Origin of the sequence: Gillisella terrae (genome assembly GCF_004801395.1) — a bacterium.
GTDB lineage: Bacteria > Pseudomonadota > Alphaproteobacteria > Rhizobiales > Rhizobiaceae > Allorhizobium > Allorhizobium terrae.
Genome location: NZ_SSOA01000018.1, coordinates 1 through 26,680, shown reverse-complemented (window position 1 = coordinate 26,680; position 26,680 = coordinate 1). Strand labels below are relative to the sequence as shown.

Below are 26,680 nucleotides of genomic sequence, written 5' to 3'. Positions count from 1 at the left end.
GCGCGCCAGCCGACGCGCGCTCGTTTATCACATCAAATTGCGCTGGAATTAGGCAAAGGTCAAACGATCCACATCGGTGAACCGCACCGCCAGGGGGTGATTGTGAAAACGCCGCACCACATGCACGGCGGCAAATGTGATGCAGGCTTCCGCCACAAACACCGGAGCATAGGCCAAAGCCCACTGCGCCCAATCGGCAACAGCAAAGGCATCATTGGAGATCGAGAGCCAGAAGCCTACCATCAACGATACCCCGGCATAATAGGTGGCATCCAGCCGCAACACCTTGCCCAGCGTGAAGCGACCTTTCAAACCGGCTGCAAACAACCGCCTGCCAAAACTGGCATGAACCGCAATCATCGGGATCATCAGGGAAAGTGCGTTGACACCGAGATGGGGAATATCGCCCGGCTCGAACAAAAACGCCTGCAACACCAGCCCAAGTGCAAAGCCCAGCATGGCGGGCGCAAAGCCAAACAGCAGATAGACGGTGGTTGCACCAATCAAATGCAGCTCCGAAGGCCCAACCGGCAGATGCCATAGTTGCATCATGGCCGAAAAGGCAATGGCAGACAGTAGGGTTTTGGGCACAATCATCGGGTTGCGCACAATGGCAGGAAGTTGCGATGCCACCACGGTGAGTGCTGCCGCATTGGCAAAGGCCAGCCGCGCCGGATCGATAATACCGACTTCGATATGCATAGATATGTCCTTTCTTTTGCGCCCTCCGCGCAAAGGTCAATAAAATGCCGCCTGTTAGGCGGTGCTATGCTCTGGCAGGTCTCCTGGCTCACGGGTCTTTGCGCCGTCCGCCTTATCGGCCTGAGCCAATGGCATTTTGGACTTTGCTCTCCGTTCACAGTTGCGGGGGCAGCCACGGATTCGGCCCCAATTGGGTCGTCCTCACCGTATTCCCTTTTCATTCATGGGCTTTTTTTGCACCCATGAAACCAGCGCATGGGAAGATTAGTCTTTCCCCTCATCCTCTGTCCAGCCACAACCGTGAGATACAAAAGAAAAGACACAAAAAAACCCGGTGCCAGAGACACCGGGTTGATCATTTTCGAGCAGGCAGAACCTATCAGTCCTTGGCGCGCTCAACGTAGGAATTGTCTTCCGTGGCAATCACCACGCGGGTACCAGCATTGATATGCGGTGGAACCAGCGTGCGCAGGCCGTTGGACAGGATGGCTGGCTTATAGGACGAAGACGCCGTCTGGCCCTTCACAACCGGCTCGGTCTCGGTGATTTCCAGCGTCACATGGCGTGGCAGCTCAACGGCCAGGGCATTGCCTTCAAAAATCGACAAAACGCAGGTCATGCCTTCTTGCAGGTAGGCCTTCTGCTCACCCATGGTATCGACATCAACCACCAGCTGATCGTAGGTTTCCGGGTTCATGAAGTGGAAGCCTTCGCCGTCTTCATAGAGGAACTGGTGGTTCACGTCTTCCACGAAGGCGCGCTCAACCTGCTCGGTGGTGCGCCAGCGCTCCGACACCTTCACGCCATCCACGATACGGCGCATGTCAACCTGCGTCACAGGTGTGCCCTTGCCGGGGTGGAAGTTTTGCGCTGTCAGCACGACGTAGAGCTTGCCTTCAACTTCGAGAACATTGCCCTTGCGGACCGAAGAGGCGATTACCTTGACCATCGGAATTCCTTGTATCTGTCTAACACACGTCGTAAAGGACGGCCCTCCGCCCCAAAATAAACGTGCCACGAATTTTCTTTTGGGGCGCACCTAACCTAAATTTGCCAAAATAGCCAGCCCGTGTGCGCTTCAAATACACACCGGGCGCGTGAAAGAAACCCGAAGAGGCCGCAATGACCCAAGAGCGCACCAAAGCTTCCCCATGGTGGACGCCAAAGGTTCACGCCGACCGGCGGCCGTTTTTGCTGGGGCGCAATGCCATTCAGGCGGCCTTTCGCGGCTATTTTGCCGCCCGCGACTTTCTTGAGGTCGATACCGCGACCTTACAAACATCGCCCGGCAATGAGGCACATCTGCACGCGTTTGCAACGCAAGCGATTGGCAATGATGGCGCTCCGCAGCCGCTTTATCTGCACACATCACCTGAATTTGCCTGCAAGAAGCTGCTGGCAGCAGGCGAGCCACGCATTGCCTGCTTTGCCCATGTCTATCGCAATCGCGAGCGCGGGCCGCTGCATCATCCGGAATTCACCATGCTGGAATGGTATCGCGCCGGTGAAAGCTATGAGCAATTGATGGATGATTGCGCCGATATGCTGAAACTTGCCGCGCAAACCACCGGGACACAGCAATTTTCCTATCGCGGCGGCGTGTGCGATCCCTTTGCCGCGCCGGAGAGATTGAGCGTTGCCGACGCTTTTCAGCGCTATGCCGGAATTGATCTTCTCGCTACCGTCAGCGCCAATGGCGACACCGACCGCGACCATCTGGCAGCCGAACTGACCCGGACTGGCATTCGCATTGCCGATGATGACAGTTGGGCCGATCTGTTCAGCCGGGTGATTGTGGAAAAAGTGGAACCCAACCTCGGCTTTGGCCGTCCCACCCTTCTGGATCGCTATCCGGTGGCAGAAGCCGCTTTGGCACGCCCCTGCCCCGATGATCCGCGTGTTGCCGAGCGGTTTGAGCTTTACGCCTGCGGCGTTGAACTGGCCAACGCCTTTGGTGAACTGACCGACCCCACGGAGCAGCGCCGCCGGTTTGAAATGGAGATGGCAGAAAAATTGCGCATCTATGGCGAGACCTATCCGCTGGATGAGGATTTTCTGGAAGCCCTTGCCCTGATGCCACAAGCCTCGGGTGCCGCTCTTGGCTTTGACCGGCTGGTGTTGCTGGCCACCGGCGCACAGCGCATAGAACAGGTGCTCTGGGCACCGGTGGCGGAGCCGGGTGTATGACGCTGAAAACCGTTGGTGAATTGCTGGATGCCGGTTTGGTGAAAAGCGAGGATGCGGAAGGCCTGATCAAGGTCTCTGAGCGCTACGCCATTGCCATCACCCCCGCCATGCAGGCTTTGATGGATGTCACCGACACCAATGATCCGATTGCCGCGCAATTCATTCCCAGCGCGCAGGAACTGATCCAGACGCCGCAGGAGTTGGCGGACCCGATTGGCGACCATGCCCATAGCCCGGTTGAGGGCATTGTCCATCGCTATCCTGATCGGGTGTTGCTCAAAGCGGTGCATAGCTGTCCGGTTTATTGCCGCTTTTGTTTTCGCCGCGAAATGGTAGGGCCGGATGGCGACGGTCTTCTCACCGGTGACGCGCTGGAAAAAGCCATTGATTATATCCGAAGCCATCGCGACATCTGGGAAGTGATCTTTACCGGCGGAGATCCGCTGGTTTTGTCGCCTCGGCGGCTGAAGGCTATTCTTGAGCAATTGGCCAGCATCGAGCACGTGAAGATCATTCGCTTTCATACCCGCGTGCCAGTGGTAGACCCTGCCCGCATCGATGATGCCCTGCTGGAGGCGCTCAAGGCCAGCGGCAAAACCACCTATATTGCCATTCATGCCAACCACGCCCGTGAGTTGACCGAGGTCGCGAAAGTGGCGGTGGATCGTTTGTTGCAGAACGGCTTCGCTCTTGTCAGCCAGACCGTGCTGCTCAAGGGCGTGAATGATGATCCGGCTGTGCTGGCCGAATTGATGCGCAAATTTGTCGAGCTACGCATTCGCCCCTATTATCTCCACCATCCCGACCTCGCCCCCGGCACCGGCCATTTCCGCCTCAGCCTCAAGCGTGGTCAGGAGATTGTTGCCGCCCTGCGTGGCCATGTTTCAGGTCTGTGCCAGCCCACCTATGTACTTGATATTCCTGGCGGTCACGGCAAGGTTCCTATTGGCGCAAATGCGGTGATCGATCACGGCGACGGTTATCAGATGACCGATTTTCGGGGTGTTGATCACCCCTATCAAGATAGATGAAACAATACTCCCAGTTTTGGGCCCTTTTCTTCACCTCCCTTTAATAAATCAAACCATAATAGTACAAAACGATTGATAATGATGGTCAGCGTTGACCAAGAAACGGTTCGATACTGTTATTTGCGTTGTGCTGTGGGAAATGGCCGGCGAAAGCGGCAGACATGGAGAGTTTGCCGTTTAGAGGACTGTTCGCCGCTTTTTCTCAATAGACTCTCATGTGCTAAAATTTGAATGCGTGATACACTATCGCAGCTCACCCTATCGCTGTCATTCGTCCGAGGAGAGTGAGCTTCTGATTGAAGTCTTTGCGGTAATATGGGCGCGGTGCCTGCTGTTTTATGGCAGAAACAAACTGAGGGACAAGACATGATTGAAACAATTCGGACGATCCTTGGCAAGGTGGGCGGTTTGGGAGCGGCACCTGCGGATATCGCGACGGATGCTGACCTCTATGCGCTGGGCCTGACATCCTTTGCCTCTGTGCAGCTGATGCTGGCCATTGAAGAGGCCTTCGACATCGAGTTTCCAGATCATTTGCTCAACCGCAAATCCTTTGCCAGCATTGACGCAATTGAGCGCACCGTCGGCGACATTCTCAAAGATCAGAAAGTGGCGTGATGAACGCCCCCCTCGCCTTGACGTTAACTGAGCGCGCCAACCTCGTTGCCAAGGTTGCTGGCCAATTTGCCGATGATGTTGACCGGCAGGGCCGTTTTCCGCAAGAAGCCATCGATGCCATGCGCGCGCAAAGGCTTCTAGGCATCCAGATCCCGCTCGATCTGGGCGGGGAAGCAGCAAGCTTTGCCCAGATTGCTGAAATCTGCACCACGCTGGGGCAGGCTTGCGCCTCCTCGGCGATGATTTTTGCCATGCATCACATCAAATGCTCCAGCCTTGTCGAACATGCCGAGGGCAATGCCTGGCAGATGGCTTTCATGAAGCGCGTGGCCGATGAGCAATTGCTGCTGGCGTCTGCCACCACCGAGGGCGGCATTGGCGGCAATTTGCGCAATTCCATCTGCGCCATCGAGGTTGAAGGCGACACCTGCCGACTGGAAAAAGACGCAACGGTGATTTCCTACGCGCAATATGCCGATGCCATCCTGATCACCTCGCGCGCCCACAAGGATGCCGCCCCTTCCGATCAGGTGATGACGGTGTTTGTCAAAGGCCAATATAGCCTTGAAAAGACGCAGGATTGGGACACGCTGGGCATGCGCGGCACCCGTTCCGATGGTTTTGTCTTCAAAGGCGAGGCTCCAGCCTGCCAGATCCTGCCAAAACCCTTTGCCGAAATTGCCGCCCACTCCATGCTGGCCGCCTCGCATATTCTGTGGAGCGGTGTGTGGTATGGCATTGCCGTGAATGCTGTGGCGCGGGCGCAGAGCTTTGTGCGGGCAGCTGCCCGCAAATCGGCAGGGCAAATGCCGCCCGGTGCGCTGCGACTGGCGGAAGTGGCCAATCAGCTGCAACTGGTGCGCTCGAATGTGGTGGCAGCCCTTAAAGCCTATGAAGAAGCCAAACTGGATGGCGAAAAGCTGTCTTCCTTCGGTTTTTCGGTGACGATGAACAATGTCAAGCTGGCCTCTTCCGAGACCATCATCGACATCATCAATCAGGCCATGCTGATCTGCGGCATCATGGGTTATAAAAATGGCACGCCCTACAGTCTGGGTCGCCACCTGCGCGATGCGCATTCGGCACGGTTGATGATTTCCAACGATCGTATTCTTGGCAACACCTCCACCATGCTTCTCGTCCATAAACTCGACACACGCTTGCTGGGATAATCTGATGACCAATCAAACCAATTTTCTCGACCGGCTGTTTGATGCAGGCCTGTTGATCGACACCGGCGTGGACGGGCTTTATGGCCGAAGCGGCCAGTTTGAAGATGTGATTTCTGCCTTTGAACGGCTGATTGATCGCTTTGGTGGTGCCGACGGTGCCGAAGCCATTCGCTTTCCGCCGGGCATGAACCGCGCCTATTTTGAAACCAGCGGCTATATGAAAAGTTTTCCGCAGCTTGCTGGCACCGTGCACAGCTTTTGCGGCAATGAGCTGGACCATATGAGCCTGCTCAAATGCATGGATGCCGATGAGGACTGGTCGAAAGAGCAGAAGATCACCGACATCGTGCTGACACCTGCCGCCTGCTATCCGCTTTACCCGACCATTGCCAAGCGCGGCGCCATTGCCGCCAAAGGTGCGCTGTTTGATCTGCAATCCTATTGCTTCCGCCATGAGCCTTCCAAAGACCCCGCCCGCCAGCAGCTTTTCCGTATGCGCGAATATGTCTGCATGGGCACACAGGATCATGTCACTGAATTTCGCCAGACATGGATGGATCGCGGCCTGAAAATGATGGAAGCGGTTGGTCTTCCTGTTGAAATCGACGTTGCCAATGACCCGTTCTTTGGCCGGGCAGGTAAAATGCTGGCCAACAACCAGCGTGACCAGAACCTGAAATTCGAGCTTTTGATTCCGATCACCTCCACCAGCAACCCCACCGCCTGCATGAGTTTCAATTATCATCAGGATGCGTTTGGCGCAAAATGGGGCCTCAACCTTGAAGATGGCTCTGTTGCCCACACCGCCTGCGTTGGCTTTGGTCTGGAGCGCATTGCACTGGCGCTGTTCCACCACCATGGTCTGGATGTGAACGCATGGCCGGAGCAGGTGCGCAAGGCGCTCTGGGGTTGATGATGAAGACGGTGCTAAAGGTTGATCCGGCCCATTACACCCCCCATCCGCTGCACGCGAGCGAGCGGATGTGGCCGGAAACCAATTGCTATGTTGATCTGTGGATCGAGGTGCTGGCGTCATTTGGCGCAACTCCTGAAGCCATGCTGGGCTTTACCCTAACGCAGGATTTCGAGGGCGACCAATTCACCTTCTTCAAAGTGCCTTTGGAAGATCTGGAAGCCCTTTACGGCATTCGCGTCACCGAACTTGCGATTTTTGACAGCGTCGAAGCGCATGTTGTGGAGCAGATCAGCCGGGGGCGTCTGTGTCTGGTGGAAATGGACAGTTTTTACCTGCCCGACACCAAAGGCGTGGGCTACCGTGCCGAGCATGGCAAAACCACAGTGGGCATCAACCGGCTTGATCTGGCTGAGCGCTGCATGGATTATTTTCACAACGGCGGTTTCTTCACGGTGTCAGGCGATGACTTTGACGGCGTGTTTCAACGCAATCTGCCGGGCGATGCCCTGCCCTTTTTGCCCTATACGGAATTTGCCAAATTCCCCGGCGTTCTTCCCGATGAACGCCACCAGCGGCAGGTGGCAGAACGGCTGCTGCGCCAGCATTTTGCCCGCCGCCCGGCAGACAATCCGCTCAAGGCCTTTGCTGCGGTTTTTCCAACCCATGTGGAAACCTTGGCAGAGCGCGACTTTGGCTTTTTCCACAAATACGCCTTCAACACCCTGCGGCAATTTGGGGCAAATTTCGAGCTTTTGGCTGCGCATCTTGGCTGGTTGCACAATGATGGGCGCTTTGAACAGGCCATTCTCGATGCCTTGAAAATCTCGGAAGTGGCGAAATCCGCGCAATTTCAGGTGGCGCGCGCCGTGACCCGCAAAAAATTCGAACCGTTGAAAACCGCGCTTGATCCGGCGGTTGAAGCGTGGGATCGGTTGATGACGAGGTTGCAATCTCACATCGGGTAAAACAGCGGACAGAATAGAGTGTTCGTCTGATTGAATATCAGAGTATTCCACGCACATGTTCTTATATGCCAAGGATAAAAGCGGCAATGGCTCTGCCCCAATCCGAACTGATAAACTCTAAAATTGAAGGATATGCGCAGCCGTGATCACCTATCTCGATGCCGATATCCGTCCGCTGGAACAAGGCTGGACAATGCTGCTCTGCGAACCCGGCACCTTTGAGGGGCCAGACAGCATCAATCGGGCGCTGGCGCGGCTGAACGCCCCGGTTCCCGGCACCGTTGCGCAGGCGCTTTTTGAAGCAGGCCTGTTTGATCCGGCCTATCCCACCCCGCTGCATGGTAAGGAAGCATGGTATTTTCGCCCTCTGCTCGGCGAAGCACCCGGCCCAGCTGTTTTGCGGCTTGAAGGCTTGGCCACCATTGCCGATGTTTATTTCAACGGCGCTTTGATTCTGACATGCAACAGCATGTTCGAAGCCCATGATGTGGCGGTGGAGCTGACGGGGAAGGACGAGCTGGCGATTTGCTTTCGCGCCCTTGCCCCTCACTTGGAAAAGCGCGGGCCGCGGGCAAAATGGCGACCGCAGATGATGTCGAGCCAAGGGCTGCGGCTGATCCGCACCACCGCGTTGGGCTATATGCCCGGCTGGTGCCCGGACATTCACGCCCTTGGCCCCTATCGCCCCATCAGCCTGATCCGTGCACAGCAATATGCGCTAAGCGATCTGCACATCCATGCCGATCTTGATGAAGACGGCACGGGGGTTTTGAATGTCTCGTTCACGCTGAACACACCCGTGGACAATGCAACCCTCTCTTGCGCAGGCCACAGCACCGCACTGATAGCGCAGACCAATGGTCACCATAGCGCCCGCTTAAAGCTGGGAGGCATCACCCCATGGTGGCCCGCAACCCATGGCAAGCCTGCCCTGCATGGGGTGACGGTCGTGCTGGATGGCAAGACCTATGCGCTTGGCCTCACCGGCTTTCGCCGCATTCGCCTTGATCGCGGCCATGATGGCAAGGATTTTGCCCTGATAGTCAACGGCATCAAAATTTTCTGCCGTGGTGCCGTGTGGACCAATGCCGACATCACCCGCCTGCCCGACACCGCCGAAGATTACGCCCCTTGGCTGGCGCTGGCCGCCAATTCGGGCATGAACATGATCCGTCTGGGTGGCACCATGACCTATGAGAGCGCCGATTTTTTCAAACTCTGCGATCAATTGGGACTGATGGTCTGGCAGGATTTTACCTTTGCCAATTTTGATTACCCAATCAGTGACGATGATTTTAAAGCCCATGTGCAGTGCGAGGCAGAACAGCTTTTAAGCGCATCGCAAGGCTCGCCGTCCTTGGCGGTTTTGTGCGGCGGCAGTGAAGTTTTTCAGCAGGCTGCCATGCTGGGCTTAAAAGAAGAGATTTGGCAAAGCACGCTTTTCACCTCGCTTCTGAAAGACATCAGCGCGGTGCTGCGCCCCGACGTGCCTTATATTGACAACACCCCCATGGGTGGAGCCATGCCTTTTGCGCCCAATGAAGGGGTCAGCCATTATTATGGCGTCGGTGCCTATGAGCGGCCGCTGGAAGATGCCCGGCGCGCCAATCTGCGCTTTGCCGCAGAGTGCCTTGCCTTTGCGCAAGTACCACAACAAACAACACTGGACCAGCATCTGCCGGTGCCGCCGGTTCATGACCCGCGCTGGAAAGCCCGCGTCCCGCGTGACCGCCAAGCCTCCTGGGATTTTGAAGATACCCGAGACCATTATCTCGGCCTGCTCTATGAGTTCGACCCCAACCGGCTGCGGCGGGAACATCCGGCCCGCTATCTGCATCTGTCACGTGCAGTCACCGGCGAAGTGCTGGAGGAAAGTTTTAGCGAATGGCGGCGGGCGGGTTCAAGCTGCAATGGCGCTTTGATCTGGACGTTTCAAGATCTCATGCCCGGTGCGGGCTGGGGCCTGATTGATTCCACCCGATTGCCCAAGCCGGTGTGGTATGCGGCGCGCCGGGCCTTTTTGCCGGTGCACGTGTCCATGACCGATGAAGGCACCAATGGTCTTGGTGTGCATCTGCACAATGATGGCCCGCAATCCAAGTCCTTGATGCTTGATCTTGCCTGTTTGCGGGATGGCAAAACGGCGGTGGTCAGCGCCCAACGCACGATGACTTTGGAGCCACATGCAAGCGTGACCCTGGCCGCCACCACGCTGTTTGGTGCATTCTTTGATACCACCTACGCCTATCGTTTCGGCCCTGCCGCTCATTCGGTGACAGTTGCAACGTTAAGCGATGCGGATACGGGCGAGATCGTCAGCCAGGCCTTTCACTTCCCGCAAGGGCGAAGGACCGCCATGTATGCGGCAAGCCTGACCAGCACGCTTGAGCAAGATGATACAGGGTGGTTTTTAACGCTCAACACGGATCAGCTGGCGCAATCAGTCCATATTGCTGTTGAAACCGGCCGTCCTGAGGATGATTTTTTCCATCTGGCACCCGGCCAGCCGCGCCGCATCCGTCTTTTCACCGAAGGGCAAAAGCCGGAAGGCGAGGTTCTCATGGCGGGGTCTGACCAGCGCTTCAGGTTTTAAAGCATGTCGCGTTTTATTGTCCTCAATAAAACGATAACGTACATGCGGCAAAATAAAATCTACTGCATAATGCCTTAAATCGGAATCGATTGAAGGTGAAAATTATGCGGTAGACTTTGGTTTCGCATCGGATGCGCATGAACCAACGCTGAAAGCCAGATTGCGGATCTCTTCAAAATAGCGCTGCTGGGCCGAAGCCGGTGAGAGGTTGTGATCCATACCGGGTAAAACTGCCATTTTGACATTGCTATAGCGCGCCAACCGCCGGCCGTTGCTGCCGAAATGTTGATAGACGTGCTCCAGTCCGATGTCATTTTCGCTGTAGAGCAGTGTGATCTTGACCTTGCGCTTTGCAAGCCTTGCAAAGGCCGCGCGCACCTGGGCATGATTCACACGGGCACGGGCCGTGAGCCAGTTTCCAAATTGCAACCCGTTCAAAATACGGCCCGTCATCACCCGCCCAAAATTGCGGGCGGCGTTCTTCACATCAACCTCACGCCGAAGCAGCCGCCGGAATGTGCTGCCCGTGAAGATCAACTTTGTGTAGGTATCCAGCGAGCGCGGCACCACGCGCAAAGCCACATCGACATCGCAGGCGGGATCCCAGTAAAAAGCATAGGCGTTGGCAAGGCACAATCCCGCAAGACGGTGGTCCTTTGTGCAACTGGAAAAGGCCAGATAACCACCGCTGCACCGGCCTGCCGCCACTGCGGGCAGCAAATGGCGCGCTTCAAACATATTGAGCGCCGCTTCGACATCATCATATTGCGTTTCAGCGTAAAGCACCTGTTCTGGCAGGCCTGGTACTGGCGGACTATCGCCAACATTGGCCGCATCAAACCGGAAAGATGCTATTCCCACCTCTGCCAGCCTGCGGGCCATGGCAACGTTGGCGCGTCCCCATCCGGCATGGCGGTCGTAGGCCGTGCCGACCAAAAGCACCACGGCTCCGCGCCGTTCCGTTCTTGGTTCGCACAAAATGCCATATAGCCTTTTATCACGCCCGAAGCGCATGGCTGTCTCACGAAATTCATCGGCCTCCAAAGACGCGCTGTCCTGACCATCGTCTGAAACCATCCCGCTATCCGGCTTGCCCAAAGCGGCGGCCCGGCACACCACCCAACTGACCACAGCCTCCACCGTTGCCATAGGCATTTGCGCAACGGACGGCTGCGCAACCATGGCGTCGAAGCCCGTGTAATCAATCATCTCGACGCGCGCGCCCTTGGCCGCCATTGCCTCCGCCAGCAGTTTGTCACTGGGGCGCTCAGACCGATTGACGAACAGATGCGGAAGAGAAGGATGCGGCACAGCACTCGCAAAATCGCTTTTCTTCAAGACACTCGCCACACCCTCAGGCATGATATGGCCGCCAATGGCGGTTACACCGCGAAGCCGCAAAGCAGGATCAAGGCTCAGGCCATCATCAATCACTTGCGCCCAGAACTGCAATTCCCGCAGGTAAGAGCGACCGGAAGAGACCGGTGCCATGGCAACCAGACCGCAAAGCCCGCTCTCTTGCCCGGCATCAAGCGCCTGCGCCATCTGAAGCGCCAGCGACGCCCCCAGTCCGTGGCCCACCAGCATCACCGGAACGCCCCCTGCTTTTTCGCGCAACAGTGTGAGTGCCGCCGTCACGGTCTCCTGCCAGATCTCAAGCGTTATCGCGCCCTTTGGTTCGTCCAGCGCATCGCCCGTGCCCGGATAGTCAAACCGCAGGCTGGCAATCCCATCCGCCGCCAACTCCTCTGCCATGATGCGAAAGAGTTTGTGGGTGCACATTTCTTCAAAACCCCACGGCGGCACAAACAGCACAGCCGCATTGCGCGACGATAAACCATCTGCCGCTTGCAACAGCCCAAATGTTCCGGCAAAGCTCACCGGAGCAGCCGCGGATTTTTGGCGCGGATCCTGCCGCGCGCCAAACACCAGACCAGCCCTATCGGCTATGCTTGCCATCAATACACCCCTCTCATACCAACCCCGACTGGCATGGCCCCACAGCGCCGATCACCCTATATGGCGCATGAAAGACCCTGTAATACTTTTAATCTGCTGCATAATTTGGCCTGGACCAGACACGTCTCGCAAACGGATGAACTTTAACGCTGTCCAATAAAATTAGTATTAAATCTTTCTTCCACCGTTCATCCTTATGTTCCAGAAATGATTCTATCCGCCCATACTTTCATTCAACATAGTTTCATGGCGCAACGTCCAATAAAGGGCCTCTATGCTTTTCCGTTGGAAAGCTGCATCAACACAAAATTGAACGGCCCCACCAATCGGCGCGGCAAGCGGCTGGACAGACGAGACATCACCGCCACATCGCCCATTGGCACAACGCGCAACAGTTTGAGCGCCAGAAGATAGGCAAACACCGCCGCAAGGATGGCCAGCAGCAAACCCGCCAAACCCGATAAAGCTTGCAACACGGCAAAAGCCGCAACGGCACACAGCCCGGAGGCAACGGCGACCTTGATCAGGCTGATGCCCAATGGCGCGAGAGAGCCTTCAAAATTCATCCACCGCAGCATGACAATGCTCATCACCAGAAACACCAGAATGCGCACAAAGGCCGCCCCTTCGCCAGCATAGGTGGGGATCAAGATCACATCTCCGCCCAGCATGATCACGGCACATCCCAGACCAACAAACAGCCGTTCGCGGATTTTATCGATCGCAAACATATATTGTGTGCCCACCTGACAGGCCACCACCAGAGGCACGCTCAGGGCCAGAATGGAAAGCACCGATGCACTCGGCGCAAAGGCATCGCCAAACACCATTGTCACCAGCCGGTGCGAAATAGCGGCCAGGCCAAAGCTCATCGGCAAGGTGAAATAGGCAAGGCTTCGCACCACCGACGAAAACATCGCAACAGGCAAACGCCCACTCGGCTCACGCTGCAAATGCTCGGAATAATAGGGCACCAGACTGCCGGAAAGCTGGATGGGCAATTGCAGCGCCAGATTGGCCAGCGAAAACGCCACCGCATAATAGCCCACTGTTTCTACACCCTGATAGCGTTGCAGAAAAAACAGCTCGATCCGATTGAGAAAAATCGAATCCACCATGAATTCGAGTGAGAGAATAAAGGACGAACCCGCGAGATAACGCGGTCCGATACCACAGGTTTTGACCCGCGAGCGCAAAAGCCCCAGCGCAAACAGAAATTGCGACACATAAGCAAGCACATAGCCCGCCAAAGCGCCGGACATGCCCCAGACCAGACCACCCACGACCACGCCTGCCAATTGCAACAGGCCCGCCGTCAGCGTCATGCGAAAGAAAATATCAACCCGTTGCTCACCCACCAGATAGTTCTTGGTAAACATGCCGATCGATTGGGTCACGAACAAAATGCCGGTGATTATCAGCACCACGGGGCTGGTTTTTGCCCAGTGCTCTGCCTCCGCCACCCAGAAAAACAGAAAATACAGCGCCAGCAGCAGCAATGTCGAACCAACGACCGGCCATAGCAGATAGGCCGCAAACCCCTTGCGATCCTGTTCGCTATAGCCTTCTGCGCGCAAACGCGGCAAAAGACGCAGCAGCAGAATGCCGGTGCCAAGCTCTGCCACCAGGGCTGCCGTGGAGGCAAGCCAGACCGAGAAGGCAACAACCCCGTTCGCCTCCGGCCCAAGCATCCGCGCGATAAAAATGGAGCACAGAAAGCCCGTGGCCAGCAAGGTTAATCCCGCTGCCGCATTGAAGGCAGAATTGGCAACAATGCCCTTATTCATTCACAGTCCTTTAGACAAAGCATGCGTGACGAAAATACATTATAGGTGGCTTAACATCACAGGTATAAACAGGCAGTTCTCACTGCGGCGGTCAGATTTGTTCTGAAGAGTGCCGCGAAGCAAAGAAAGATCTTTGCAGATCTTCGACATAGAGCATCGTGCAGAAAACTGGAAACAGCCCGATGCTCTCCGTTTTTGTTTCCGCATCGGATTGATCTGAAAACCGGTTCCCACTTTTCAGCCGATGCTCTAAAACCAGATGAGGCCCGCGCGTGTTCAGCCTGATTGTTTGCACCGTTGATCGAAACGACCATCTCAAGCGCTTGTTTGCCTCCTTGCAGCGGCAAAGTTTTCGCCAATTCGAAGTGATCGTGGTTGACCAAAACACGGATGACCGGCTGGTGTCGCTGATCGAGCCGTTTCGCGCCCATTTCCCCATTCGCCATCTTCGCTCAGAGCGGGGTCTGTCAAAAGCACGCAATGTTGGCATCCAGGCTGCCCACACCGATTTCCTTGCCTTTCCCGATGATGACTGCTGGTATGGGCCTGACACGCTGTCCACCGTGTACCGGCTTTTCACCGCTGACCCTTTGCTGGACATTGCCACCGGCCGCACGCTTGATGCACAAAACTGCCCGTCAGTCAGTCCGACCGGCGAGAACCAATGCACCATTACCCGCGACAATTTCCTCAGTTGCGGCAATTCCAATGGCATTTTCATCAAAGCAAGCCTTCTCACCTCCATTGGCGGCTTTGATGAACGCCTTGGCGTTGGTGCGCAAACACCGTTCCAGAGTGGCGAAGAGGCCGATATCCTGTTACGGGCCATCGCATCGGGGGCAAAACTCATCTATTTTCCGCAGCTTATTGTTCATCATGATCAGGTGGTTGCCCAAGACAACCCAAAACGGATCGAGCGCGCCGCGAAATATGGCGCAGGCTTTGGCGCGCTTTTACGCAAACATCACTTTTCCCTTCGCTATCTCGGCTGGCGCATCATGCGCCCGTTTGTTGGCTCCTGTCTGGCGCTGGCGCGTCTGAATATCCGCGAAGCCCGCTATAAATGGGCATGGTTATCCGGCATATGGCGCGGTTATTGGGGTTGGCAAACCGACGAGACAACACGCTCGCCGGAAGCCTTGCGGTAAAGCTCGATATAGCGCTGCGCCACCCGCTCCCACGAATAGCTGAGGGTGGCGGCCTGCAAATCAGCCCGCAGATTGATATTGTTTGACAGCGCATCATAGGCACACAGGATATCATCTGCGCTGGCCTGCGGATTGGCGAAATCTGCCAGATGAATGTCTTTATGCCTGGCAGCCAGCGCCGCATAGGCATCATTTTGATGCAAAACCGGCAAGAGACCGGCACTCATGGCTTCAACAGCCACCAATCCGAACCCTTCATAGGCAGAGGCCGAGACAAACAGCGAGGATTGCGAAATCAACTGCTTGAGCCTGTCGTTGTCGGCAGAAACATGCAGGCTGACATGTTTGCGCAAGCCGTTTTTATCGATCAGGGCATTCACATCGGTAGCGGACAGATCAGAGGGCGATCCGGCAATATCCAGTCGCCATTCCGCATCCCGCGCCACCAGCGCCGCCATCATCTCCAGCAGACGATCCAGCCGTTTGTTTTCGGAAAAACGGCCAATAGTGATCATCCGCTTGACCGGTCTTGGCGACGCGAGATTGGCGAATTTGGCGGTATCAACACCGTTTTCCACCAGCACGGAATGCTCCGGCTGGATGGTTCGAAACAAGGCAAGATCAGAGGCGCTGCAACAGGCAATGGCCGCATAGGCGCTGGCCGACAGCCTTGTCAGTGTTTGAAACCAGATTTTCTTGATCCGGGCATATTTGCGGGTGTGAAAAAAGCCGCCATGGGTGGTGGCAACCATGGGCGCGCCATGCATGAAACGACCAAGCGCCAGCGCATCAAAAAAGAAATCCACCCCATGCACATGCACAAGATCGGCATCAGCCAGATGGCGAAACACCGATAAAGCAACAGGATAGCGACTGCTGCCGCGATAGGGAATGCGCACAACCTCAACGCCATCCATCACTTCAAATGCCGCAAGCTGACGCGCCGGGGCGGAAAACACCCGATCAAGCGTGATAACACGCACACGAAACCCGCGGGCACACAGTGCACGGCTGAGATTGGAGACAACATCTTCCAGGCCACCCTGCGCGGGCGGGTATTGGCGCACCACCTGAACAATCAGCGGTGCCGCAGGTGAGGCTGGCACCTGAACCGATTTACGTGCGCCGATGATCATCCGAACACCTCCGCTGGTTATGTCCCCATCACTTGGTTAGAGCGCCTTGATAGAATGGTAAAGCAACTTCTGAAAAACCGTCTTAATAATGTACAAATTAGTAAAGAAACGTGACTAACACTTGCCAAAATCACATCTCGTTAACCACAACGTGGCATTTTAGAGCCGTGGCTGAAAAGTGGGAATCGGTTTTCTCGAACAGACAAACGAACTGGCGGACCCTTTGGTCCTGAGCATGAAAATGGATATCGACATTTTTCAAATCCCCGGGATCTTGAGGCGGCGCTGGCAATATCTGGCTGTGGGTGCCGTGGTGTTTGCCGCTCTTGCCCTGATCTATGCGCTCACCCTGAAGCCGGTCTATGTATCCACCACGCAGATTTTGCTGGACCCGCGTGGCCTGTCCGCCAGCACAAGCGAGAGCCGCCCGTCTGGCACGGCCACTCAGGTTGATCCCGCCAGTCTGGACAGCCAGATCTATGTTGTGTTGTCCAGTGCGGTGCTCACAGAAGTCATCAACCGGCTGGATTTGACTGAGGATCCGTATTTCAAGGCTCCCAAGCCGTCTGCTCTTCTTGATAAAGACGCCATTGTGGACGCCACCATGGCGGCGCTGATCAAGCACATCAAGGTCGAGCGTGAGGGCCAGTCGCTGATCATGTCGATCACGGTAGACCATCCTGATCCAAAAAAGGCAGCCGACATCGCCAATATGGTGGCCACTGTTTACCTGAAGCAGCTTGATGAAGCCCGCGCCGACGCCGCACGACGCGCCAGCAGTGCATTTCAGGCACAGGCCAGCGAATTGCGCGACCGTGTTCGCAAGGCTGAAACCGCCGTTGAAACATTCAAATCAGCCAATGGATTGGCCACCACCGGCAGCAACGGTCTGGTGATTGATCAGCAATTGTCCGGCCTCAACCAACAGCTGATCGCAGCGCGCGGTGTTGAAGAGCAGCAGCAGTCGGTTTACGATCAGATCCGTAATCTCACCCTCAGCGGGGTTCAGGCGGGCGGCATTCCCGAGGCCGTGCAATCGAGCACCATGGGCCTGTTGCGCGATCGCTATGTGCAATTGCTGGACCGACAGGCCGAGGCCGAGACCAGTCTTGGAGCCAACCATCCGCAGCTTAAGGCCATCAACTCACAGGTCGCGGCCATGCAACGCGCCATCCAGCAAGAGCTGGATCGGTTGCGCCAATCGGTCAAGGCCAGCTATGACCGCGCCGTGGCCAATCGCAAATCGCTGGAAGAGCGCCTGAAAAGCTTGACGCAGAGCAGTTTTGACAGCGGCGCGCGCCAAATCAAGCTGCGGCAGCTGGAAAGCGAAGCGGATGCCGTGCGCACCATTTACAAGGCCTTCCTCAACCGTGCCGAAGAGTTGAGCCAGGAACAGACGATCTCCATCAACAATTCCCGCGTGATCACCCCGGCCATTGCTGTCAAGAAATCGGTGACCGTGCTGAAAATCATGATTTTGGTGGCGGCCACCCTGTTTGGCCTGGCCTTCGGCAGCACCCTTGCCATCCTGCGCGAAATGCTGTCGTCGCCCCGCAGCACGCCGTTGCCGACGAAAGCCGCACTGCCGAGGGAAGCGCTCCAGCCGCCCGCCGCGTCCTTCACCGCCTCGGACACCGCACCCTCTCTCGATGAAGGGCTGATAGAAGCGGATGAAACACCGTCCGTTCCTGCTCTGGCGATTTCGGATATCCCGATCCTTGCCGATGCGCGCGCGCAAGTACGAGCAAAGCGCCGCACACCGATGGCCTGGATCAAAGCCATGGGCAAACGATTTGTCTCTCCTATTGCGCCTATGGAGGGGATGTTAAGGGCCAGCCCTGTGGGTCATTCTGCCCCAGACGATCCGACATACGACCACGCAGTCGCCAGCACCACCCGCTTTTTGCTCGATTGTGGCGAAGGCTATGAGCGCATCAGCATTGCCTTCATCGCCGCCGGACATCCGGCCGCATCCGCCTTCATCGGTGACATTGTGCAAAAGCTGATTGATCGTGACCGTGGTGTGCTGCTTGCCTCAGGCGCGCTGCAATCCTTGCGCACACCCATGCGCGCCACCTCATCCAGCGGCAAAGGCAGGCCGAGCCTGATCACGGCATTGCATCAGGTGGATGGTGACGACGCGCCCTACGCGCCTCTGCCGCAGACATTGCGGTATGAACGGCTGTCTTTGCCGCGGACGCAATCCGTTCAAACCCGCCCGACCGCAACCTCCAACGCATCTTACGCCCGCCCGACCTATTCCCGGTTTGTCGAAAAAAACCAGCAGCAACTCACCGATTTCATCATCATCAATGCCTGCGGCACGGAGGCCGCCCTGCACCAACAGGCAATCGCCGCTGAGGCCGACATCATTCTGCTGCTGACCACAGATCACGAAGCCGACGTGGCGACATCTTTCGAGCAAAGCGTGAAAAGACTTGGCGATGATGCCCATAAAATTCTGGGTCGCATTCTGCTTGAGGCCGCCTGATGACGGCCCTAACGGCGTCAGCACACAGGCCGCAAACCAGCCCGTTTCAATCGGCTCTTGCGTCCTTTGCCATTATTGGCGGTCTGGTGCTCAATCTGTTTTTATGCTTCGTCAACACCCGCATCATGCCAGTTAGCGACACCCATGTGATGCTGGGTGAGATGACCATGCTGGGCTCGGCCTTTCTTCTTGCCGCCGATCGGCGGATCGGGGTCTATGTGACGCTCACCGTTTTCATCACCTATATGCTGATGATTTTTGCTCTGCGCGGCGAGCTTGATCTCAAGGCCCTGCGCGATGTGTTCATTCCCATTGGCTTCTACTTCATGGGGCGCAAACTGGGCGATGTGCGCCTGGCCGATCGGCTGGTGGTGGCATCCGCGCTGATTGTGCTGTTCTTTGGTCTGTATGAATATCTGGCGCTGGAAAGCTACCTCGATTATTTCAACGTGCTTGGCTATTATATTGCCCGTGGCACCGTGAGTCTGCAAGACAGCTTTGGCCAGACCCGCGGCCTGTTCATCTCCGGCATTCGGCCAGAACCCCGCACGCTTCTGCCCTTTTTAGGGGCGCACCGTGTGTCATCGGTGTTTCTGGAGCCGGTGTCTGCCGGTAATTTCGGTGTCATTATCTATGCCTGGGCCTTGTTTCGGCCCGGAATGCCGTGGCGTTTTCTGGTCATTGCGCTGGCCGCAATCGGCATTGTGCTGGCAGACGCCCGTTTTGGCTTTTTCACCTGCATCGTCATCACAGCGCTTTTGCCTGTCTACCGCTTCGTTCCAAAGACGGTCTGGCTGGTACTGCCTTTCATATTGCTGGCCGGTATTGCCGCCTATGGCATGATGATTGGTGCGGCAGGCGGCCCCAATGATGCATCAGGCCGCCTTAAAGTCACCGCTGCCATTCTCAATCATCTCGATTTTCAGGTGGTGCTTGGCTCAAAGGCCACCGATATTTTCACCGCCGATTCGGGCATTTCCTACACCCTCACCAATTTCGGCCTCTTTGGCTTTATCGGCCTGTGGACCGCCTTTGTGCTGTCCCCGATGTTTGACGCCAAGGCGTGGGTGTTCCGGGGTATGATGATTGTCTATCTGGTGCTGCTGATGCTGATCAGTAACTCTTTTTATTCCATCAAAACGGCAGCCTTGATGTGGTTTTTAATCGGCACATCCGATGTCGCCGCATGGGCTGCACTGGCAAAATCTAGAATTTATCCAGCGCCGGACAGGTCGAGGACGAAGCCGAAAAATCCATAAGAAAGGGCTTCAAGCCCGCCAACTGTGGACGATCGCCCGAAGGGCCGGGCTGAATGTTCAATGGCTCTTTTGGCGACCACCAATCGCCCGCCACCCAATAGGCCCAGCCCACCCAGAGATCGCGATTGGCTTCCACCACACCGGTCATTTCTTTGATCGCCTTGACACAGGCCGGATCGCCTGCCGCCCCAAACTCCCCGAGATAGCCCCGCTTGCCATTGGCGCGCAGCCATTTGGTGACATTTTCAACGCCAGCAATGGCACCCGCAGCACCGCTGCATTCCGCCTTGGTGCCGGAATAGTCTGCATCGAAATACTGATGCACTTCATAAGCGTAATTATTGGCGCTGTCTTTGACACCCAGCATCACCACGCTATTGGCCCCACCGGGACGCTCACTTTGCCAACTGTGCGCCCCTGTCCATGCAACACCGGGCACCAGCACAAGGTTTTTGGCACCTGCCTTACGGATAGCCGCAATGGCCGCGTTCGCCACTGGCAACCATTGTGTTGCAGGCATATCGAAAGGCTCATTCATCAAGCCAAAAACAATGGCCGGGTCATTGGCATAGTGGCTGGCTAACTTGCCCCAAAAATCGGCCAGAACATCAACAGGCACCTCGGGCGTGTTCAAAAACTTGCCTTTATATTGCGCGAAATTGTGCGGATCGAGCACCACATTCATGCCCGCCTCTTTGATGCGCGACACCGCATCATCCAAAAGCTTCAGCTCATCAGCATTCAGCGCGCCCATGGCGTCGGCCTGAAGTCTCTCCCATTTGAAGGGCAGGCGCACCGAGGTGAACCCTTTTTCCGCAAAATACTGGATGGTTGCATCGCTGGGATACGTGTAATCCTTGTTGACCACCCCGCCCAATTTTCCAAACTCGGCACCGGAAAGATTAATGCCCCGAAAGCACCCCTGCCCCGCTTGAACGGGCAGAACCGACAGCGCCAGTGCGGCCCCACCCACCATCATGCAATGAAGAGAATACGTGAGCCTTGTCTTTTTGTTTGTCGCCATAGGCATGCCCCTCTTCTTGACACGGCACGCTTCAGCGCCAAACATTTTATAAAACGCGCAAACCGCGCTGTAAAACGCCAAATTTACCTCTCAATTTTGGAAGGCAATTGCGGTGTGAGGACGATACAGCGCCTGCTCCCGAGGAACGGTCGGCATTTTTGCAATCAAACAGGCTCAAACACAGATCATCGGCGCGAAATTATTTCATCTGCGGCTTTGCGCGCCGTTTTACGAAGCGTGTTAGACCGTGTACGTGACTAGATTACGCCATTGTGCTTTGCAGCTCAAACAGGCTTACATATAGATGTATACATTCCAGAGGAAGTCATGAGATACATGACTCAATCCTTGAGGAAAAAGCGGGCCTTGAGGAAAAAACGGGCCGTAAAACTCGGCTAGAGAGAGGAAACACCAGATGTCGACATATGTTTTGACCGTATCCTGCACATCATCTCGCGGCATTGTTGCCGCCCTTTCCAGCTATCTGGCTGAAAATGGCTGCAATATCATCGATAGCTCGCAGTTCGATGACCTCGGCACTGGAAAATTCTTCATGCGCATCAGCTTCATCTCGGAAGAAGGCGTTGGCCGCGAACAGCTTGAAAAGGGCTTAATCCCGATTGCCGAGCGCTATAAAATGCATACAGAGTTCTACGATGATGCACAGCGCATGAAAGTGCTGCTGATGGTGTCGCGCTTTGGTCACTGCCTGAATGATTTGCTCTATCGCTGGAAAATCGGTGCCTTGCCGATTGATATTGTCGGCGTGGTCTCCAACCATTTCGATTACCAGAAAGTCGTCGTCAACCACGACATTCCGTTCCACCACATCAAGGTCACCAAGGAAAACAAGCCCGAGGCCGAGGCCAGACTGCTGGAGCTGGTGGAGCAGAGCGGTACGGAGTTGATCGTACTTGCACGCTATATGCAGGTTTTGTCCGACAGCCTCTGCAAGCGCATGTCAGGCCGCATCATCAACATCCACCACTCTTTCCTGCCCAGTTTCAAGGGTGCCAATCCGTACAAGCAGGCCTATGAGCGCGGCGTAAAGCTGATCGGCGCAACAGCACATTACGTCACAGCCGATCTGGATGAAGGCCCGATTATCGAGCAGGACGTTGCCCGAATCACCCACGCGCAAAGCGCCGAAGACTATGTTTCCATCGGTCGAGATGTGGAAAGTCAGGTTCTGGCGCGCGCCATTCACGCCCATATTCATCACCGCACCTTCATCAATGGCAATCGAACAGTGGTTTTCCCAGCCAGCCCCGGCTCTTATGCGTCAGAAAGAATGGGCTAATAAAACAATAACTTGAACACGGCCACAATTCAGACGCTTATTGCTGATGCTATTTCAATACCCATCATGGGGTATGGTGGGATGGGACGATATCGGCTTGAGACAGAATTATGCAGCAGTTTTAAAGTGCTACAGCGACCATGCGCCCTAGATTCGGTGTTTGGCGCTGTAGACGCCTGCTCTCACTCTGATACTCTCTCGTGAAATTGATCTCGCGTTTGTCGGGAAAAGTGCTGCCAAAAAGTGGGCAGCGCTGTTGCCGGACAAACGCCAGCAAAGTAGCCAGTGTGGAGGCCGCTCTGATGCCGAATACCGTTTTGTTTCAACGCACCGAACTTGCGCGTCCCGTGGTAACAATAGATGATGCCGCCGCTTTGCTCAAAGAACATTATGGCCTTGAAGGCCCCCTCAGGGAACTGGGCAGTCAACAGGATCGCAATTTCCGCATTGAAACAGAAAACGGCCGCTTTGTATTGAAAATCGCGCGTGTCGAATATGCGACGCAGGAACTGGAAGCCCAAAATGCCGCGATGCGCCATCTTGCCAAAGCAGAACAGCCTTGGCAGATACCCCAGCCGGTTTATGCACTCAACGGCGAAGAAGTTCTTCACGTCACCTTGGGCGATGAGCGCTATAACGTCCGCCTGCTGACCTATCTCGATGGATTGCCTCTCAGCAGCAAGACCTATTTCTCCCCCACAACCATGCATGCGATTGGCACTTTATCGGCCCAGGTGGCGCTTGCGCTGGCCGATTTCGACCATGCCGGTCTGGAGCGTGATCTGCAATGGGATTTGCGCCGCGCAGGCCCCGTTGCCTTGCATCTTCTGTCGTCAGTCAACGAGCAGAAACGCCGTGATGACGTGGCCAAAGCCATGGTTTTAGCCATGCGGCATATCAATCCGATTCTCGATGATTTGCGCGTTCAAGCCGTGCACCATGATCTGACTGACGACAACATTGTTGGAGAACTGGATGCCAGAGGGTGCCTTGTTCCCAATGGCGTGATTGATTTCGGCGATCTGATTTCCGGCTGGCTGGTGGGCGATCTGGCTGTAACCTGTTCATCCCTGCTGCATCATACCGATGGAAACGTCTTTGCAATCCTCCCCGCCATACAGGCTTTCCATGCGCTTTATCCGCTCAACGAGGCCGAAATCAAAGCGCTCTGGCCGCTGGTGGTGGCCCGCGCCGGTGTGCTGGTCGCCAGCAGCGAACAGCAACTGCAAATCGATCCTGACAATGAGTATATTTCCAACAATCTGGAGCATGAGCGCGAGATTTTCACCCTCGCGACATCCGTTCCTTTTTCCGTCATGGAAGTGGCGATCCTGTCTGCTCTTGGCCATCAATGGCCCGAGGAACATCCTGTTTTGGCAAGACTTCTGCCCGACATCGACCCCGACTCCATCAATCTGACCGACCTGTCCATCACAAGCCCTGATCTGGAAGAGGACAGTTGGGCCGATCCGCAGATTGACTGGAAATTGCTGGCAAAGGCGGCAAGCGATACCGGCTCGGCCTCGACCCGCTATGGGGAACATCGGCTATCGTACACCCGCCTGCTGTCGCCGCGCCCGCCGGCCAATTTCCCGCTGCATATTGATGCCTGCCTGCCTGCCGCCACAAAGGCCGTCGTGCCCTTTGATTGCGTCTTGAAGCGCACGAACCAGCACTTCGTTCTGATTGGAGCGGACCTCGCCTTGCATATCCACGGGCTGGAATGCCAGCTCGATGATGGTGCGGAGCTGAAGGCCGGAGAGGAACTGGGCCGCATTGCGGGGGCAGAGGGCTCCGTCGGCGGCCTGCGGCTGCAACTCTGCCGTGATCTTGATCTGATGCCGCCCCTGTTTGCGCGGCCTGATCATGCCTTTGCCTGGCAGCGGATCTGCCCCTCACCGGCTGCGTTGTTTGGCGTTGATCTTGATGCACCTCCGGTGCAACCAGACCTTGCCCTCAAGCGCCGTCATCGGCATTTTGCCAGCCCGCAAAAGCACTATTATGCCCATCCGCCCCAGATCGAGCGCGGCTACCGCGAGCACCTGTTTGACACAACGGGCCGGGCCTATCTGGACATGGTCAACAATGTCGCAACCGTGGGCCACGGCCACCCCCGGCTTGCCATGGCTGCCAAAAGACAATGGTCGCTTTTAAACACCAATTCGCGTTTTCACTATCAAGCCGTTGCTGATTTCTCCGAGCAACTCGCAAGCCTTGCGCCCGAGGGGCTGGATACCGTTTTTCTGGTCAACAGCGGCTCCGAGGCGGTTGATCTGGCCATCCGGCTCGCCTGGGCCGCCAGCGGCAAGCGCAATATTGCCAGCCTGCTGGAAGCCTATCACGGCTGGACGGTGGCCAGCGATGCCGTGTCCACCTCGCTTGCGGACAATCCTCGCGCGCTGGAAACGCGGCCCTCATGGGTGCATCCTGTGACCGCGCCCAACAGCTATCGCGGTGAATTTCGAGGACCAGAGAGCACGAGTGCCTATGTGGCTGCTGTCGAACGCGCGCTCATGGCCATGGATGAGCGTGGCGAAGGGCTTGCCGGTTTCATTGCCGAGAGCGTGTTTGGCAATGCCGGCGGCATATTGCTGCCGCCCGGATACCTGCAAGCCGTCTACCCCATGATCCGCGCGCGCGGCGGTCTGTGCATTGCCGATGAGGTACAGGTGGGCTATGGCCGCTTGGGCCATTATTTCTGGGGCTTCGAAGAACAGGGCGTGGTGCCGGACATTATCACCATTGCCAAAGGCATGGGCAATGGCCAGCCATTGGGGGCCGTTATCACCAGCCGGGCTGTGGCCGAAGCCTTTGAGCAAGATGGCTATTTCTTTGCGTCAGCGGGCGGCAGCCCCGTCAGCTGCGCTATCGGCATGACAGTGCTGGACATTATGCGCGATGAAAATCTGGTGCAGAATGCCCGCGAGGTCGGCGACTTTCTGAAGGAGAAACTTGAGGATCTTGCCAACCAGCATCCCTTGGTCGGAATTGTGCACGGCATGGGGCTTTATCTCGGCCTGGAATTCGTGCGCGATCGCGAGAGCCGCGAGCCTGCCACGCACGAAACCGCCGCCATTTGTGAGCGGTTGCAGAGCCTCGGCATTATCATGCAACCAACCGGCGACCATTTGAATGTGTTGAAAATCAAGCCGCCACTGTGCCTTGATTATGAAAGCGCCAACTTCTTTGTCGCCATGCTCGACAAAGTCCTATCAGAAGGATGGTAACACCGCATCATGGTGCCGATCAGATTGGATCGGCACCAGCAAGAGCAGCAGATTTATCTGAAAACCGGTTCCGACTTCTTAGAGTTTGTCAGGGAAAAGTGGAATCCAGTTTTCCCGAATAGACAAACGAAAACAAGGGAATCTAGAGTCTGTCTGGTTCAATTTGAACCTGACAGACTCTAGAACGCCGTAAACGTCATGGTGGTCAGTGAGCGCACAACCCCGGGAACAGATGAAATATACTGGTTGACGAATTTGCCAATATCCTGCCCCTCTTCGATATAGACCTTGATCAACAGGTCATATTCGCCGGAGGTTGAATAAAGTTCAGAGACGATCTCGGCCTTGTAAATTGCGTCGGCGACCTCATAGGTCTTGCCGGGAACACATTGCAACTGAACAAAAATCGGCTTCATAAGATCATTCCTGGTGATTTCAATTGCGCTATTCCTTCACTCTCAATCGACGGAAGAAACTGTGCAGCAGATTTTAAATTTCACTGCATATTTCCTTAAATCGGAGTGGATTTAAGGAAATATGCAGTAGGTGGTGAGAGGCGCTGTAGCGCGTCCCGGGTGCATTGGGTAAAACGAACAGGGTTGCAATAGACAGTCCATGCAAAACGCAAAGGCTGTGCACGCCGACACCCATTATCATGAATTTTGATGACCTGCCATGCAAGGATTGCGACCTGCCGAAAAAATGGATTTGATGCGGCCAACATCCGGCCCCAAAATCGGCGATCACAATAAAAACGGCACCGAAACCATCATGGTCACCAGCGCCGTTACCGCTTAGCGACATCATGTCGCCGAACTGCGGTGTTCGTATATTAATAAATTATACACTAATAGTCGATCCACCCTTCGAATTTTTACGGGTTGCACACAGATTTTCTGAGCCAGGGGTTGTATAAGACCAACATCCCGGCAGCACAGTACACGACGCATAGGTTTTACCGTATAGCTCACCCCCTCTGCCGTGCCGGGCATCTCCCCCACAAGGAGCAGGCGAATCGCATATGGAGCTGCATGTTTGGCGCGATATTGTTGTTGCCAGCAGCCCACTTTTGGATTCTTGAGATGATCCACCCGTTATGGAGAGGATCACGGATGGAACGGTTTATCGAGTGTTTTGGGGATATAGAGGATCCACGGGCAGCGAA

At 55.8% G+C, this 26,680-nt stretch carries 20 protein-coding genes and 1 riboswitch; of the genes, 13 read left to right on the top strand and 7 right to left on the bottom strand.

The window, feature by feature from the left end; translation table 11 throughout:
- Window positions 1-48: 48 nt before the first annotated feature.
- Window positions 49-702 carry an energy-coupling factor ABC transporter permease gene (locus E6C51_RS19525; RefSeq protein WP_190237237.1) on the bottom strand — a complete coding sequence of 218 codons (654 nt, stop codon included), beginning with the start codon at window positions 700-702 and terminating at the stop codon, window positions 49-51.
- Between the two features lie 56 nt (window positions 703-758).
- Window positions 759-970: riboswitch (cobalamin riboswitch) on the bottom strand.
- Window positions 971-1,081: 111 nt separating this feature from the next.
- A complete protein-coding gene (gene efp / locus E6C51_RS19520) occupies window positions 1,082-1,651 on the bottom strand; it encodes an elongation factor P (protein ID WP_146936827.1) in 570 nt (189 codons plus the stop codon).
- Between the two features lie 173 nt (window positions 1,652-1,824).
- Here efp and epmA point away from each other — a divergent pair, with 173 nt between their 5' ends.
- From epmA to E6C51_RS19485, 7 genes are all read left to right on the top strand, one after another.
- On the top strand, window positions 1,825-2,889 hold the full coding sequence (gene epmA / locus E6C51_RS19515) for an EF-P lysine aminoacylase EpmA (RefSeq protein WP_190237236.1): 1,065 nt from the start codon (window positions 1,825-1,827) through the stop codon (window positions 2,887-2,889).
- Window positions 2,886-3,920 (top strand): lysine-2,3-aminomutase-like protein, encoded by a 1,035-nt coding sequence (locus E6C51_RS19510; protein ID WP_190237235.1) that lies wholly within the window; start codon window positions 2,886-2,888, stop codon window positions 3,918-3,920. The genes epmA and E6C51_RS19510 overlap by 4 nt, the downstream gene beginning before the upstream one ends.
- 366 nt (window positions 3,921-4,286) lie before the next feature.
- Complete coding sequence (locus E6C51_RS19505; protein ID WP_146936821.1) at window positions 4,287-4,538, top strand: acyl carrier protein; 252 nt, start codon at window positions 4,287-4,289, stop codon at window positions 4,536-4,538.
- Window positions 4,538-5,710, top strand: a complete 1,173-nt coding sequence (locus E6C51_RS19500; RefSeq protein ID WP_190237234.1) for an acyl-CoA dehydrogenase family protein — start codon at window positions 4,538-4,540, stop codon at window positions 5,708-5,710. The genes E6C51_RS19505 and E6C51_RS19500 overlap by 1 nt, the downstream gene beginning before the upstream one ends.
- 4 nt (window positions 5,711-5,714) lie before the next feature.
- A complete protein-coding gene (locus E6C51_RS19495) occupies window positions 5,715-6,623 on the top strand; it encodes an amino acid--[acyl-carrier-protein] ligase (protein ID WP_190237233.1) in 909 nt (302 codons plus the stop codon).
- Window positions 6,587-7,591: a DUF1839 family protein gene (locus E6C51_RS19490; RefSeq protein ID WP_407920836.1), complete on the top strand. Its 1,005-nt coding sequence runs from the start codon at window positions 6,587-6,589 to the stop codon at window positions 7,589-7,591. Before E6C51_RS19495 ends, E6C51_RS19490 begins: the two co-directional genes overlap by 37 nt.
- Before the next feature lie 142 nt (window positions 7,592-7,733).
- Window positions 7,734-10,184: a glycosyl hydrolase 2 galactose-binding domain-containing protein gene (locus E6C51_RS19485; protein WP_190237232.1), complete on the top strand. Its 2,451-nt coding sequence runs from the start codon at window positions 7,734-7,736 to the stop codon at window positions 10,182-10,184.
- A gap of 102 nt (window positions 10,185-10,286) precedes the next feature.
- Here E6C51_RS19485 and E6C51_RS19480 read toward each other — a convergent pair whose 3' ends face one another.
- Entirely contained in the window at window positions 10,287-12,143 is a 1,857-nt protein-coding gene (locus E6C51_RS19480; RefSeq protein WP_190237231.1) for an alpha/beta fold hydrolase, read from the bottom strand.
- A gap of 272 nt (window positions 12,144-12,415) precedes the next feature.
- Window positions 12,416-13,930, bottom strand: a complete 1,515-nt coding sequence (locus E6C51_RS19475) for an oligosaccharide flippase family protein (RefSeq protein WP_190237230.1) — start codon at window positions 13,928-13,930, stop codon at window positions 12,416-12,418.
- Window positions 13,931-14,202: 272 nt separating this feature from the next.
- Here E6C51_RS19475 and E6C51_RS19470 point away from each other — a divergent pair, with 272 nt between their 5' ends.
- Complete coding sequence (locus E6C51_RS19470; RefSeq protein WP_190237229.1) at window positions 14,203-15,078, top strand: glycosyltransferase family 2 protein; 876 nt, start codon at window positions 14,203-14,205, stop codon at window positions 15,076-15,078.
- Here E6C51_RS19470 and E6C51_RS19465 read toward each other — a convergent pair.
- Window positions 15,024-16,214, bottom strand: coding sequence for a glycosyltransferase family 4 protein (locus E6C51_RS19465; protein ID WP_190237228.1), 1,191 nt, complete (start codon window positions 16,212-16,214; stop codon window positions 15,024-15,026). The two genes, E6C51_RS19470 and E6C51_RS19465, sit on opposite strands and share 55 nt — an antisense overlap.
- 241 nt (window positions 16,215-16,455) lie before the next feature.
- Between E6C51_RS19465 and E6C51_RS19460 the strand changes: the two genes are divergently transcribed.
- Window positions 16,456-18,705 (top strand): GumC family protein, encoded by a 2,250-nt coding sequence (locus E6C51_RS19460; protein ID WP_190237227.1) that lies wholly within the window; start codon window positions 16,456-16,458, stop codon window positions 18,703-18,705.
- On the top strand, window positions 18,705-19,964 hold the full coding sequence (locus E6C51_RS19455) for a UDP-phosphate alpha N-acetylglucosaminyltransferase (protein WP_190237226.1): 1,260 nt from the start codon (window positions 18,705-18,707) through the stop codon (window positions 19,962-19,964). Before E6C51_RS19460 ends, E6C51_RS19455 begins: the two co-directional genes overlap by 1 nt.
- On the opposite strand, the gene E6C51_RS19450 is transcribed toward E6C51_RS19455, so the two are convergent.
- On the bottom strand, window positions 19,912-20,988 hold the full coding sequence (locus E6C51_RS19450) for a glycoside hydrolase family 5 protein (RefSeq protein WP_230987486.1): 1,077 nt from the start codon (window positions 20,986-20,988) through the stop codon (window positions 19,912-19,914). The two genes, E6C51_RS19455 and E6C51_RS19450, sit on opposite strands and share 53 nt — an antisense overlap.
- Window positions 20,989-21,403: 415 nt before the next feature.
- On the opposite strand from E6C51_RS19450, the gene purU reads away from it, so the two are divergent.
- Together purU and E6C51_RS19440 are read left to right on the top strand one after the other, a co-directional pair.
- Window positions 21,404-22,288, top strand: coding sequence for a formyltetrahydrofolate deformylase (purU, locus tag E6C51_RS19445; protein ID WP_146936800.1), 885 nt, complete (start codon window positions 21,404-21,406; stop codon window positions 22,286-22,288).
- Between the two features lie 302 nt (window positions 22,289-22,590).
- Window positions 22,591-25,515 (top strand): aminotransferase, encoded by a 2,925-nt coding sequence (locus E6C51_RS19440; protein WP_190237224.1) that lies wholly within the window; start codon window positions 22,591-22,593, stop codon window positions 25,513-25,515.
- Window positions 25,516-25,694: 179 nt separating this feature from the next.
- On the opposite strand, the gene E6C51_RS19435 is transcribed toward E6C51_RS19440, so the two are convergent.
- Window positions 25,695-25,931 carry an Lrp/AsnC ligand binding domain-containing protein gene (locus E6C51_RS19435; protein ID WP_146936796.1) on the bottom strand — a complete coding sequence of 79 codons (237 nt, stop codon included), beginning with the start codon at window positions 25,929-25,931 and terminating at the stop codon, window positions 25,695-25,697.
- Window positions 25,932-26,190: 259 nt separating this feature from the next.
- On the opposite strand from E6C51_RS19435, the gene E6C51_RS20235 reads away from it, so the two are divergent.
- The gene (locus E6C51_RS20235) at window positions 26,191-26,313 is read left to right on the top strand and encodes a hypothetical protein (RefSeq protein WP_269141834.1); all 123 of its coding nucleotides are present in this window, start codon (window positions 26,191-26,193) and stop codon (window positions 26,311-26,313) included.
- Window positions 26,314-26,680: the final 367 nt, after the last annotated feature.